Raw genomic sequence first — 13,027 nt, 5'->3', positions numbered from 1 at the left:
AAACACGGGCAATTAACGGATATCTGGCGTGGCAGACGAAGACGAAGACGAAGAGCATAGCGGCGGACAATCAGCTGCCCAGTCAGCAATGCGGCGCATTGCCGATAAAGAACTGCGATCCATTCGCCGACGCATTCGCCGGCGACGGTCGCTTCTGATTGGCTTATGTGTGTCGATTATCGCACTTGCCGTCTTTGGTGTGAGCTACTCCATCCAGTCGAACCTTGATCTAAGCCGCAACATGATCCGAAGCCCGGAAGTCCGTATTCTGGGCTATGACGGGGCCCTGCTTGAAACGATTGGCGGGCGCTATAGTCAGGATGTGTCGCTGACAACCTTGCCCGAACGGGTGCAAAACGTGTTTGTCGCCGCCGCCGATCCCGGTTTCTATGACCATATGGGGGTGTCGGGGGCCGATTTTGCCCGCATCTTTAGCGGCACAGCCGGATCGGGATCGACCATCACGATGAAGGTCGCGCGCAGCTTCTTTAAAAACAAGGCCAATGGCCCCGGCCGCCATTTGCAGGAATTCCTTGTCGCCCTGTGGCTGGAATGGAGCTTTAACAAGAAAACCATTCTGCGAAGCTATCTTGAACGCTCTTATATGGGGCGGGGGATTTTTGGCATCACGGCGGCTGCCCGCATCTGGTATGGCGGCCCGTATGAGCGCATGACCCTGCATCAAACGGCCGTTCTTGCCGCCGCCATGAGTGATCCTGAAAAGTTCGATCCGCTGTATAACCCAAGCGAAACTGCGGCCGAAGCAAACGAAATTCTTGCCAAGCTTGGCCGCTATAAATTCATCGAAGCAAACCGTGTTTCGGCCCTGACCCTGGTCAGTCCGAAACTTGATGTGCAATATGAAGAAAACGTGCTCTCGGGCTATGTTGTCGACATGGTACTCGAAGAAGTGGCCGATATCGTTGGCTATAGCAGCCGCGACATTGATGTCGTCACCAGCATTGATCTTAAAGTCCAGAATCTGGCCCAGGACGTCGTTCGCGAAGTTACTAATTTGCGCCTGAAACCGCGCGGTGCGGATGAAGTCGGCCTGATTTCAATCAGCCCCGAAGGCCGCATTCGCGCCCTGATCGGCGGCACGGATTATTCCCCGTTTCAGCGCAACCGCGTCACCGATGTCCGCCATCCGGCAGGCCGCATGGTGAAAATCGCCACTTACTATTATGCGTTAAATGAAAACAGCGATCCGGCCCAATGGGTGCGCGATAACCGCATGGCGGTTGGTGGGTGGCGCCCGATCAACCCGGATCGCGAATATAAAGGGCAAATTTCCCTGCGCGAAGGGTTTGTCCGCGATGTGAATACCGTGCCAACCAATCTGGCCGATCATTATGGGTTGCTCAATGTCCGGCAATATGCCCGCGATATCGGGATCACAAGTCCGCTTTCGACCGATATCCGAACCGTGGTCGGCCTTGATCCGGTCACCGTAAGCGATATCGCCGCCATCCATGCCTTGCCGCAAAATTCCGGCAAGCCGGTTCAGATGACGCTGATCAACAAGGTTTCCTTTAGCGATGATAATGACGCAGAACCGGTTTATCAGCGCGTCGATACGACACAGCTCAAACGCCTGACCGACGAAGCAATTCAGGCATCTTATGTGCTCTATGCCAGCGTTACCGACCCGCAAGTCCGCCTTGATCGCCCGTTTGCCGGATATGGCACCGTGGCCGGTGGGGGAACCGATGCATGGTATGTCGGGTTCTCGTCCGATTTGATTACCGCTGTTTGGGCGGGCAATGATAAACGCCAACGCATGGACGTGCGCGGTGACGTAGAACTTGCGTCTTTGTGGCGGTTATTTATGCTGGATGCCCATGACGGATTACCGATCCGTTCGATGGTGCGTGCATCATCTCAACGGCGTCGCGATGGCGATGGTGTAAAAGACCTGTGGAAACTGGGTTTGAACGACAAAAATTGAAAAAATAGTCACTAACAGTCACTAAACGGGGAGACGGGGGACTCCCTCCTCGGTTGGGACACACGACATATAAAGTACGCCAGATAAGGCGCCCACCTGCTGCCTTGGCAAACCCCGTTGCGGTTTTGTCAAAACCGACAGGTGTGCATACCCTATGTCTGGACCAGACCGATAGGTGCATCTGTGGCCCAAAGAGAATTCAAAAGACGGACAAGCGTTCGCAAAGGTTCATCGGGAACCAAGAAAAAGAAAAAACGCGTCAGCAGTTCGGGTAAAGGCGGCGGCGGTCTTTTTGCGCGTCTGGGCGATATGATCCCGGGCCCGGAAGCCATTGCCAAATTCATCGTACTGGGCAGCATCTGGGTTACTGTGCTGGGCGGGGGTGTTCTTGCCTATTATGGCTATGGCCTGCCCGATAAAATAAGCTTTGACGTTGCGAGTGAACGCAAACCATCGATCCGCATCATCAGTATTGATGGTGCAACGCTTGCTTCTTATGGCAACCGTTATGGCAACCCGGTCGAAGTCCGCAACCTGCCCGAATATGTCGCACAGGCTTTTGTCTCGATCGAAGACCGTCGCTATTACGATCATTTTGGCATTGATGTCGTCGGGATCATGCGCGCGACCTGGGCCAATCTGACCTCTGGCCGGATTGTCGAAGGTGGTAGCACCATCACCCAGCAGCTTGCCAAAAACCTGTTCCTGTCACCTGAACGAAGCTTTGGCCGCAAGATCGAAGAAGTTCTTCTGGCGATCTGGCTTGAATTCAAATTCGACAAACAACAGATCCTGTCGCTCTATCTCAACCGGATTTATTTCGGATCGGGCCTGTATGGCATTGATGCCGCCGCCCGCCATTATTTCGGCACCGACCCGCGCCGCTTGAACCTCTATGACGCAGCTGTTCTGGCCGGTCTGCCAAAGGCACCCAGCCGCTATAACCCGATGGTCGATCCGGTCATCTCGGCCGAACGGGCCAATCTTGTGATCGATGCGATGGTCTCCACCGGCGCACTGACCAAGGCACGCGGTGATCGTGCCAAGCAGTTCCGTGTGCGCACCGCCCGTAAGGCCCAGACAGGCCCCGGGGTGCGTTATTTCTCGGACTGGGTTCTGGATCGTGTACGCGATTATGTCGGCTATGTAGATGAAGACCTTCTGGTGCATACGACCCTTGATTCCCGTTTGCAGGAAATGGCCGAATTCAGCCTTGAACGTACATTGGAAAGCAACAGTGCCAAGGCAAAAAAAGTCTCGCAAGGTGCCATGTTGGCCATGACCCCGGACGGGGCGGTGCGCGCCATGGTTGGCGGACGGGATTATTTTGAAAGTCAGTATAACCGCGTGACACAGGCGCGGCGTCAACCGGGATCGGTGTTTAAACTGTTTGTCTATCTGGCCGGTCTGGATAAGGGGCTGGGGTCCAATGACTGGATGCGCGACGTTGCCATTTCGATCAACGGGTGGGAGCCGCGTAACTTTGACCGTCAGAACCACGGCACCATGTCGATCCGTGATGCGGTGGCAACCTCGAACAATTCCATTGCCGTTCAGATGGCGATGGAAGTCGGTCTGGACAAAGTCATCCAGAAGGCCCGTGATATGGGGGTTTCATCCACGCTCAAGGCTGAACCAAGTCTGGCCCTTGGCACCAGCGAAGTGTCGATGCTTGAACTGACCGGGGCTTACGCGATTGTCGCCAATGGCGGCTTTGCCGTCTTCCCGCATGCGGTCAGCAAGATTGTCGGGCGTGGTGGCGAAATCCTGTATGAACGCACAGATGATTTCCCCGGTCGATTGATGAACCCGCTTCATGCCGGTGAAATGAATAATATGCTGGCTTCCGTCATTGCCAAGGGCACCGGACGTAACGCCATTATTGACCGTCCGTCTGCCGGTAAAACCGGAACCACATCCGATTACCGCGATGCCTGGTTCATCGGCTATACCGCCGAACTGGTTGCCGGTGTCTGGATGGGCAATGACGATGGCAGCCCGATGGATGAAGTCACCGGCGGGCAGCTTCCTGCAACGCTCTGGCATGATTTCATGCTCCATGCCCATCAAAACCTGCCGGTACGGTCCTTGGGCAAAGCCGCGCTGGCCCGCTCGAAAAAAGTCGGCGAGGATGATAGCTGGCGCGACTTTACGGCGGGTTATAGTTCAGGCAATACCAAGCAGTAACCTGCATGGCGAACCACGCACCTCTGTAACACACAACAGGCATCCAATCGGGTGCCTGTTGTTTTATGGTCAATCTGTACAAACACAAAAAAGACCGGCATCGTTGCAAGTTAGGATTGTGGTCACGGCAGATATTCGTACGGGTGAGCGTCGTTTACTGGAATATGTTCTCGGGCCGATAGTTGCGGTATCGGGATGAGAGTTTAAGGGAAAGGTGATTGGTTTGTTCGGACGTTTGTTTGCTGCGCTGTTATTGATCTTCATTACTTTGCCGGGGGAGGCTCAATCTGAGGAGCGCTATGTGAATATTGAAGGAGAAGAAATGAAGTTGGGTGACTTATATGATCATCCTGACGAGTTTGGCGGATTTTACGGGGTTTATGGAGGAGGTGTTTCCTATTTTATTCTTGGTTTAATAAATGGATTGGTTTTGGGCGAAGGAGAGGTTTCTCTAGATGATAATGGTGGGAAATATGTTATATGGTTTTCCAAAAGTGAATTAGATTATAAAAATCTAATATCATCTCTAGGCGGAAATGAAGATTTTAATCGTGGAAATATTGATGCTTTTGTGAGTTCAAATAGATCTTGCGCAATTGTTGGTCTTTCTGATTTGGATGGGATGGTTATAAATTTTTCGATGGTTGTTACAGACGGTAGTTATTATAATTATTACAAATGCTTGGTTATTTACTTTAAAAAATATTCTGATTTATTTAGATAAATCTGGTGGGGATGGTTTTTGTTTCACCATTCCTAAAAAGGGGACAGATTGGACTAAAAAGGGGACAGATTTATTTTTGTAAAAAGGGGACAGATTTATTTTTGAGCGATATACTCCCCTTTTTAAGGTTCATCCAAATGCCCCGCACCGGTCGGATCATCCTCCCCAACTTTCCCCATCACGTTGTCCAGCGTGGCCATAACCGGCAGGCGGTGTTCGCATCGGATGGTGATTTTCAACAATATCGTGATGATTTACGCACGGTCAGCAAGGCGCTTGATGTCAAGGTTTACGCATTCTGTCTGATGACCAATCACGTTCATTTGCTGCTCGACCCCGGTGACGAGGCGGCCAATCTGGCAAAGCTTATGAAGACCCTTGCCGGGCGGATGACCCGCTATCGCAATAAGCTCGAAGGTCGATCAGGCACCCTTTGGGAGGGGCGCTTCAAGTCAAGCCCGGTGCAGCTTGATGGCTACTTTCTTGAATGTTGCCGTTATATCGACCTTAATCCCGTGCGGGCTGGCATGGTATCCCATGCTGCGGATTATGCCTGGTCAAGCTATCGCTATCGCTCCGCCGATAACGTAGACCAATGGCTCGCACCTTTGGCAGGGACAGATCAATGGGGCGAGGGATCGGCTTTTCAGAAGCGTTATGCCAGCTTCGTCAATGAAGGTATTTCCGAGGAACGTTACGACCAGATCCATGCTGCGATCCAACGTAACCAGTTAACCGGAAACCCGAAATTTGTTGATGAAGTTGCCGGGATTATCGGCAGACGCCTGGAGCAAAGAGGACCGGGACGACCGCGCAAAAGCAGTGAAGCTTTTGATGTTCAAAAATAAGTCTGTCCCCTTTTTTGGTCCCCTTTTTTGAGTATTAGATTAGGAACTGAGGTGATCGAATGAATGCAACGGCATTTACAGCCAAGGCATCCCTTACCGCAATTCTCCTGTCTGTATTGATGATTGGCGGAGGATTCCGAACAAGCTTGGCAAACGGAATGGACGGGAAAATCCCCGTCTTTTCTCTCGATAAGTCACCAATCGGGCGGGATTTCCCCGCTGTGTATTTCGTCTTCGATTTCAAGAGTGAGAAGAACAGGCAAGTAGCAGAACTGGTGTACTCAAACTGTCAGTTAAACGTATGTGAAGCTAAGTTTCATTATAATGAAACTTATTCAGAAGTGTTAAAGATAGACAAAAGAGCACGTTCTACATCTTGGGATTTTCATATTGATTTCTTCGATTTCACGAAGAAATCGGGAGCATATGACGGAAACAATCAAAGTCAGTTTCTTTTGTACCGCATGTATATCAATGCAAAAATGAATAAAGACTTTGGTGTTGGGTATATTGGGATAGCTTCTTGCAAAGAGCTTGATTTATGTCGCTATATTGAAGATGTGGTGGATAAAAAATCAATCGACTTTAAGTTCTATGAAAATAACATGATGATGCTTTCAAAGTATAAATTAGGAAACGAAGTTATTTTTGATAGTATTAGTGCGGCATACTCATTTGTGAAATCTCTCGACACCAAATAATACTAGACTGGCCGGTTTGCAAAAAAGGGGACTGAAAAAGGGGACTGAAAAAGGGGACAGATTTATTTTTCTTCTTTCTGCGCGAGCCCAAAAAAAGACCGGCATCGTTTTCACGCGCCGGTCCAAGTTTGGTTTGCTTGCGGCTGCACCCCGTGGGGGGGATGTGATGCAGCCAGGGAGTTCTCACCTGTCGGGCGCTTGAGGTTCAGGGGGCTTTCGGTGTGAAAAGCTCCCTTATGTTTCGCGGCCAGATGGCGCTGAGGGTGACGCAGCGCCGCGGTGAGATATCAGGCAGCTATTGCCTGATCTGTGAGCGCCTCAAGGAAGTCCAGACATTCCTCGATTTGCGAAATTTCAATAAATTCATTGGGCTTGTGGGCCTGTTTGATGCTGCCCGGACCACAAATGATCGACGGGATATTGCCCTGTTTTTCAAACACGCCGCCTTCCGATCCGTAGGATACCTTGCCTGAAATCTCCGGGATAACATTGCGCACATACTCAAAGCCTGCGGCTTCGGTGCAATCACCCATCCCCGGATAGGAAAAGATCTTCTCAAAGCTAAACCCGGTATCGTCGGCCTTTGCCTTCATCTCGGCATCAAGCGTTTCCATGATCGTGGCCTGCAGATCGGCAATCACCGCTTCGGCGTCATGATCGGGCAGATGGCGGATTTCAAAGGTGAATTCGCAATATTCCGGGGTGACGTTGGTGGCCGTCCCGCCGCTGATGGTGGTGGTCAACATCGTGCTGTGCGGCACGGTGAAGTCTTCATCAAACGGGCCGTTTTCTTCAAAATCACGTGCCTGTTGCGCAATCAGATTGATCGCACGGCTGGCATATTCAATGGCATTGACGTGATTGGGCGCAAACGAGCTGTGCCCGGCGGTTCCGGTCACGCCAACCCGCATGGAATATTTGCCCTTCTGGCCATTAATAACCTTCATGTCGGTCGGCTCCCCGATCACTGCCAAACGTGGCGGGGTCTCCATCGCGGCCAGATGATCAACCATCGAGCCAACCCCGATGCAGCCGACTTCTTCGTCATAAGACAGGCAAAGATGGAACGGGATCGCAAGATCACGTTTGACCAGATCAGGGATCATCGCAAGCGCGCAGGCTGAAAAGCCCTTCATATCCGCCGACCCACGACCAAACAGCTTGCCGTCGCGTTCGGTCAACTCGAACGCCGGGCTGATCCAGGTGGTTTCAAGCGCCGGGACAACATCGGTATGACCCGAAAGCGCGATGCCCGGAACCCCTTTGGGGCCGATGGTCGCCAAAAGGTTGGCCTTTTGACCGGTTTCGTCATGAAACAGCGTGGATTCAATGCCATATTGCGCCAGATAGTCGCGGACAAAATGGATCAGACCGAGATTCGAGTTTTTGCTTGTGGTGTCAAACGCAACCAGCTTGCCAAGAAGATCAATGGCAGTGTGAAGACGCGACATGTTGGGTTTGGACATTTCTATTTTTCTCGTTTCTCGGATCAGGAAGCGGTCGATGCAGATGCATCACGCTTTTCACGCCATTTCTTCCATTCGCGGCGAATGGTCAGAATGACGAACAGAACAGTCAGGGCAAAGAAGCCCCATGAAATCCATGATTGGAAGAAGACACCAAGATCACCGCGCGAAATTGCCAATGACCGACGCATATTGTCTTCGAACATCGGACCAAGGATGAAGGCAATCAGGAAAGGTGCAGCCGGGATGTTAAGCAACATCATGGCAAAACCAACCACACCCATCACCAGAAGGACGGTAACGTCAAACGGGCTGGCCCCGATCGAATAGATGCCATAAACGCACAGGATCAAAATACACGGCAGCAACAAAGTCTGGGGAATGCGCGATATTTTGGTAAAGGCACCTGCCGTTGCTTTGCCTGCAATAAACAGGAAGACGGAACTAAACAGGATGCCAACAAACAGCGCATAAACCTCGCCAAGGTTATTCTGGAATAAAAGCGGGCCGGGGGTCAGGCCATGGATCATGAACGCACCCAGCATCACACCGGTAATCACATCACCGGGAACGCCAAGGGCTAAAAGCGGGATCATGGTCGCACCGCAGGCACCGTTATTGGCTGATTCCGATGCCGCGACACCTTCAAGTTCGCCTTCGCCAAACTTATCGCCGTTTTTCGATGTCCGGCGGGCTTCGCTATAGGAAAAGAACGCAGCGGTCGATGGGCCAATACCCGGAATGGCGCCAAGAACCACCCCGATCAGTGACCCGCGACAGATCGATTTAAGCGACCCGCGGAATTCCGAAAGTGTCAGGCGGTTATCGCCAAGTTTCATCGCTTCGGTGTTTTCTTCTGACCGGAACACAATCATTTTGATCAGTTCAGGCAGGGCAAACAGGCCAATCAGAACCGGCACCATACCAAGACCCGATTTCATGTCCTCAGAAAGGGCGAAACGGTAAGACCCATAAATATCTTCGCCAACCGTTGCCAGCAAAAGACCAAGACAGGCCGAAATGATGCCTAAGACCAACGATCGGCCTGAAATACTTGCCACAATGGTCAATGAAAACGCCATCAGCATAAAGAATTCCGGCGGACCGATCCGAAGCGCAAACATCGCCAACGGCATGGCAAGGAAGAACAGCGAAATGTTCGAAATAAAGTCGCCAATACAGCTTGATACCAGCGCCATATTCAGCGCCTTGCCACCTTTGCCAGCACGGGCCAGCGGATAGCCATCAAGAACCGTACAGGCTGCTGATGCAGTCCCCGGTGTTTTGATCAGAATGGCCGAAATCGACCCGCCATAGGTCGACCCTTTATACAGGGCAACCAAAAGAAGGATGCTGGTAACCGGGGGCAGATAAAACGTAAACGGCAATGCCAATGTTACGGCCATTGTTCCGGTCATGCCCGGGATGGCGCCAATAATCACACCGCCCCAAATCCCGGCAAACATCGCCAGAAAGTTCGGGAGCGTTGCCACAGACTGGAAGGCAAAAAGCAATTCATTCCACATAACGATGGGGCTTTCGATCAGATCAGGGTTACGAGGTCAGAAACGTTGCCAGAAGTGCTGTCAGAAAACAGCATGCCTTCGGGGAAGGGCGTATGGGTGACTTCGGTAAAAAGCAGATACAGCAGAACCGGGAAAATGATCGTCAGGCCAAACATCCAGAACTTGCGTTCAAAATTGCCGGTCATGATGAACAAAACGCCCAGCAAAAGAACGGTTGCCGGGACAAAACCAATCACCGGCGCGCCATAGACAAAGGCGCCAAACAAAACCAAAAGGCCGACAAAGCGCGCTATTTGAACCTTATGATGGTTCAAACTGCCGCCAAATCCGGTGACTTGCTTGCGGCTGGCTTCGCGCATTTTGGGAAAGGACAGGACAAGGGCTGAAATACCCATGACAAGGCCAATGATGGCAACGACACGCGGCCACATATTTGGCGGTGGCGCAAATCCGGGGATAAAAGACGGAACCTTCACATAGATCGGGATCAGAACGAACAGGACAAGGGCAAAGAACGCCGTTGCGACCAGTCCAGCATAGAAATCGCGATTTTGGTTCATGGTTCCGTCTCGCATCAAAGTCTTGGATCAACAAACGCAACTTATCTTAAGTGCGCGTCTTACTGGATGTAGCCGAACTTCTGGGCCATGCCGTTGTAAAGTTCGAACTGGCTTTTGACGTAAGCGGACGCATCTTCATCACCGATGACCGAGATCGAACCGCGTTTTTTCGCCAGATCAAGCCACTGTTCGTTGGTCGAAACATTACCAAGAACATCGGTCCATTTTGCAACGACGTCTTCAGGCAGACCTTTTGGTGCATACAGACCGCTCCAGCCGCCAACCTGACCAGCCTGGGTGTAACCAAGTTCTTTGGCCGTCGGGACGTCTGGAAGGGCTTCCATACGTTTTGGCGAATAGACCATCAATGCGCGCATTTTACCGGCTTCGATGTGGGGCATCAAAGAACCAGCGGCAATGGCCAGGAAGTCAACGTGACCGCCAAGAAGAGCAGCGGCAAGGGCAGAGCCGCCTTTATATGGCACGAGGGTGGATGCGGTCAGTGGATCAAGATCAAGGTCAGACAAAAGCGCCTGAACCGTAAAGCCGTCAATCGCGGTGGGGCCGGATGCGGCATAGGTGGTTGCACCGTCGCTGTCTTTGATTTTTGCGATCAGGTCATCAATGGTTTTAACGTCTGAATTTGCATTCACGGCCAAAATCATCGGGGTGGATTCAAGAATGCCAAGGAAGGTGTAATCGTCCCAGCCAACCGGGCTATCGGCATAAACAGCCGGATACAGCGCCATGCCAACGCGCGACAGCAAAAGGGTATAGCCATCCGGCTTCTGTTCGGTCACGAAACGCGCACCGTTCATGCCGCCATTGCCGGTCTTGTTAACAACCACGATTGGCTGACCGTCGGTATAGTTACGCGCGGTTTCAGCAAGTGCGCGACCTGCCAGATCCGATGCGCCACCGGCACCATACGGCACAACAAGGGTGATTGCTTTTTCAGGATAGGCATCTGCTTGGGCGGTCGAAATCATGGTGGTTGTCGCTAGGATGGCGGCAGCTAGGCCGGCTGCTTTTTTGAGCTGACGAAACATTTTCATGTCTCCCTGTTTGGTGGTGGCACGATTGCCGGAGCTCTGACTTTTCTTTTTGTGCCTTCATCCATAGACAAACTATAACCCATGACGCAAAAAATTAATTCCAGTATAACTAATTTACATACTGAACAGCCATGAGCTGATATAAAAAGGCTTGAGCTGATAAGAAAAAGCCCTGAGCTGACTGGGGAATTATCCCTGAGCCGATTAGGAGCAAGCCTTGAGCGGATGGAGAAATTAACCGCGAGCGACAAGCCCTGAACGGCGCGATAGAAAACCTTGAGCCGCGAACCGAAAAATCCTAAGCCGCCAAGCCACGCGCCATGTGCGAACAGACCACCATCGGAGTCCTCGAATGAAACTGCGCGAGCTTGAAAGCTTCAACGCCTTTATGACCTACGGCTCGGTCACCAAGGCGGCACAGGCAATGAATGTCAGTCAGCCGATGGTCAGTCGCTTGCTGAACAACTTTGAAAAATCCGTTGGGTTTTCTCTGTTTATCCGCAAACGAAACCAGTTGGCCGCCACCACCGAAGCCCAACAGTTTCACGCAACGGTGTTACGATCCTTGAACGCGTTTCGCGAAGTCGAAACCCAGGCCCGCGCGATTGCCAATGATCAGTTGGGTTCGATCCGCATTGCCGCTCAGCCGATCTATGTCGACACGTACCTTCTTGATGTGGTGGCAAAGTTCAAAACGGCTCACCCCAATGTGTCGGTCAGTGTCACCGACACCGGTCTTGAAGGCATGCTTGATATGCTGGCAACCCGCGAATGTGACCTTGGCATTGGCATCACCCTTGATCTGCAAGACCCCAATGTCGTGATCACGCCGCTTGCGCAATCCCGTGCGGTTTGTCTGATGCCGGTTGATCATCGGCTGGCCGGGTTTGAAACGATTGATATTGATCTTTTGCGCGGCGAAGACTTTGTCGAACTGTCCATCGGATCGCCCTTGCGCACCAAGATCGACTATATTTTCCAGATTGCCGGTTGGCCGCGCAAAATCGCGGTCGAAGGCCGCACCATCAGAACCATCTCGCGGCTGGTCGAGCGCAATGTCGGCATCGCAGTTAGTGATCCGTTTGCTGCCCTGCTGGTGGACAAGGACAAAGTCGTCGCCCGCACCCTGACCCCGGCCATTGAATGGGATGTTGCGCTTTTCACCGCATCGCGCGAACTCAGTGCGGTCGAAAAAAGCTTTCTGGCATTCTTGCGCGCCGAACTTCCCAATTTGCGTGCGAGTGGCTGTATTGTATGAGGATTTATTTGACGGTTTCGACGGCGTTTCTGCGGGACCGGATCATTCTTCAAAAATGGAGCAGTCCATTATTCACTAATTTTGAATAATGGGCGTGATTATTCATTAACGATTGTCAAAGGCCAGCTTGGCGGCAAGGCCCAAAAACACGCAACCGGTAAAGATCTGAAAGCCGCGCGCGATCTTGGCCGACCTTGATAAAACAGCCCCCAGTTTCCCGGCAAATCCGCCGACCAGACAATTAATAATCGTCCCGCCGATATTTAAAATCAGCCCGAAAATCAAAAACTGCCCCAAAACCGATCCCCGTGATGCATCAACAAATTGCGGGATGAAGGCGAGCACAAAGACAATGATTTTCGGGTTCAAAAGGTTCACCACAATCCCGTCACGCCATGCGCTAAAGGCGCTGGAACGCTTGGTTTTCGCCGGTTCTAGCGTCTGGGTTCCGGCGCGAAACGCGCCAATCGCCAACCACACCAGATAGGCAATCCCGGCCCAGCGCAGGACTTCCAACGCAACCGGATGGGCGGCCATCAAGGCGGCCAGACCAAGACCGGCCAAAAGGGTATGGATCATTGCCCCGGTGGCAATCCCGAAACTGGCAGCATTGCCTGCTTTTGGGCCGGATTTAATCCCCTGTCCCAGACAAAACAGCATGTCATTGCCCGGCGTCATATTAAGCGCCAGAGCGGTCGGGATAAAAATCGCCAGCGTTTCAATCGGGATCAACATCAATGGGCCTCTAACACTT

At 52.0% G+C, this 13,027-nt stretch carries 11 protein-coding genes; 6 read left to right on the top strand and 5 right to left on the bottom strand.

The genetic code is table 11. The annotated features are described in order from the left end of the window. The first annotated feature begins 28 nt into the window (after positions 1 to 28). From ACQ0MK_RS16580 to ACQ0MK_RS16560, 5 genes are all read left to right on the top strand, one after another. Positions 29 to 1,948 (top strand): transglycosylase domain-containing protein, encoded by a 1,920-nt coding sequence (locus tag ACQ0MK_RS16580; protein ID WP_430473544.1) that lies wholly within the window; start codon positions 29 to 31, stop codon positions 1,946 to 1,948. A gap of 183 nt (positions 1,949 to 2,131) precedes the next feature. Then, positions 2,132 to 4,135, top strand: a complete 2,004-nt coding sequence (locus tag ACQ0MK_RS16575) for a transglycosylase domain-containing protein (RefSeq protein ID WP_430473543.1) — start codon at positions 2,132 to 2,134, stop codon at positions 4,133 to 4,135. Between the two features lie 223 nt (positions 4,136 to 4,358). After that, complete coding sequence (locus ACQ0MK_RS16570; RefSeq protein WP_430473542.1) at positions 4,359 to 4,859, top strand: hypothetical protein; 501 nt, start codon at positions 4,359 to 4,361, stop codon at positions 4,857 to 4,859. Between the two features lie 137 nt (positions 4,860 to 4,996). Further along, entirely contained in the window at positions 4,997 to 5,707 is a 711-nt protein-coding gene (locus ACQ0MK_RS16565; RefSeq protein WP_430473541.1) for a transposase, read from the top strand. 59 nt (positions 5,708 to 5,766) lie between these two features. Further along, positions 5,767 to 6,408, top strand: a complete 642-nt coding sequence (locus tag ACQ0MK_RS16560) for a hypothetical protein (RefSeq protein WP_430473540.1) — start codon at positions 5,767 to 5,769, stop codon at positions 6,406 to 6,408. Between the two features lie 287 nt (positions 6,409 to 6,695). Here the strand turns inward: ACQ0MK_RS16560 and argE are convergent, their stop codons facing one another. From argE to ACQ0MK_RS16540, 4 genes are read right to left on the bottom strand one after another with little or no spacing between them, the layout of a single operon-like run. After that, entirely contained in the window at positions 6,696 to 7,874 is a 1,179-nt protein-coding gene (gene argE / locus ACQ0MK_RS16555) for an acetylornithine deacetylase (RefSeq protein ID WP_430473539.1), read from the bottom strand. Positions 7,875 to 7,897: 23 nt separating this feature from the next. Further along, positions 7,898 to 9,400, bottom strand: a complete 1,503-nt coding sequence (locus ACQ0MK_RS16550; RefSeq protein ID WP_430473538.1) for a tripartite tricarboxylate transporter permease — start codon at positions 9,398 to 9,400, stop codon at positions 7,898 to 7,900. A gap of 17 nt (positions 9,401 to 9,417) precedes the next feature. Beyond that, on the bottom strand, positions 9,418 to 9,960 hold the full coding sequence (locus tag ACQ0MK_RS16545) for a tripartite tricarboxylate transporter TctB family protein (RefSeq protein ID WP_430473537.1): 543 nt from the start codon (positions 9,958 to 9,960) through the stop codon (positions 9,418 to 9,420). 59 nt (positions 9,961 to 10,019) lie between these two features. Further along, a complete protein-coding gene (locus ACQ0MK_RS16540; RefSeq protein ID WP_430473536.1) occupies positions 10,020 to 11,009 on the bottom strand; it encodes a Bug family tripartite tricarboxylate transporter substrate binding protein in 990 nt (329 codons plus the stop codon). Between the two features lie 358 nt (positions 11,010 to 11,367). Here ACQ0MK_RS16540 and ACQ0MK_RS16535 point away from each other — a divergent pair, with 358 nt between their 5' ends. Further along, positions 11,368 to 12,273, top strand: a complete 906-nt coding sequence (locus ACQ0MK_RS16535) for a LysR family transcriptional regulator (RefSeq protein WP_430473535.1) — start codon at positions 11,368 to 11,370, stop codon at positions 12,271 to 12,273. 105 nt (positions 12,274 to 12,378) lie between these two features. Here the strand turns inward: ACQ0MK_RS16535 and ACQ0MK_RS16530 are convergent, their stop codons facing one another. After that, entirely contained in the window at positions 12,379 to 13,008 is a 630-nt protein-coding gene (locus tag ACQ0MK_RS16530) for a LysE family translocator (protein ID WP_430473534.1), read from the bottom strand. Between the last annotated feature and the right edge of the window lie 19 nt (positions 13,009 to 13,027).

Origin of the sequence: Thalassospira lucentensis, from assembly GCF_050516545.1 — a bacterium.
In the GTDB taxonomy this organism is placed as follows: domain Bacteria; phylum Pseudomonadota; class Alphaproteobacteria; order Rhodospirillales; family Thalassospiraceae; genus Thalassospira; species Thalassospira lucentensis_C.
The sequence above is the reverse complement of the archived record's forward strand: the minus strand, read 5'-3'. Positions and strand labels throughout refer to the sequence as shown.

Excerpts from the sequence above, each read along its gene's own strand:
- ACQ0MK_RS16565 (WP_430473541.1), top strand. The coding sequence starts at position 4,997 with ATGCCCCGCACCGGTCGGATCATCCTCCCCAACTTTCCCCATCACGTT.
- ACQ0MK_RS16560 (WP_430473540.1), top strand. The coding sequence starts at position 5,767 with ATGAATGCAACGGCATTTACAGCCAAGGCATCCCTTACCGCAATTCTC.
- argE (WP_430473539.1), bottom strand. The coding sequence starts at position 7,874 with ATGTCCAAACCCAACATGTCGCGTCTTCACACTGCCATTGATCTTCTT.
- ACQ0MK_RS16550 (WP_430473538.1), bottom strand. The coding sequence starts at position 9,400 with ATGTGGAATGAATTGCTTTTTGCCTTCCAGTCTGTGGCAACGCTCCCG.
- ACQ0MK_RS16545 (WP_430473537.1), bottom strand. The coding sequence starts at position 9,960 with ATGAACCAAAATCGCGATTTCTATGCTGGACTGGTCGCAACGGCGTTC.
- ACQ0MK_RS16540 (WP_430473536.1), bottom strand. The coding sequence starts at position 11,009 with ATGTTTCGTCAGCTCAAAAAAGCAGCCGGCCTAGCTGCCGCCATCCTA.
- ACQ0MK_RS16535 (WP_430473535.1), top strand. The coding sequence starts at position 11,368 with ATGAAACTGCGCGAGCTTGAAAGCTTCAACGCCTTTATGACCTACGGC.
- ACQ0MK_RS16530 (WP_430473534.1), bottom strand. The coding sequence starts at position 13,008 with ATGTTGATCCCGATTGAAACGCTGGCGATTTTTATCCCGACCGCTCTG.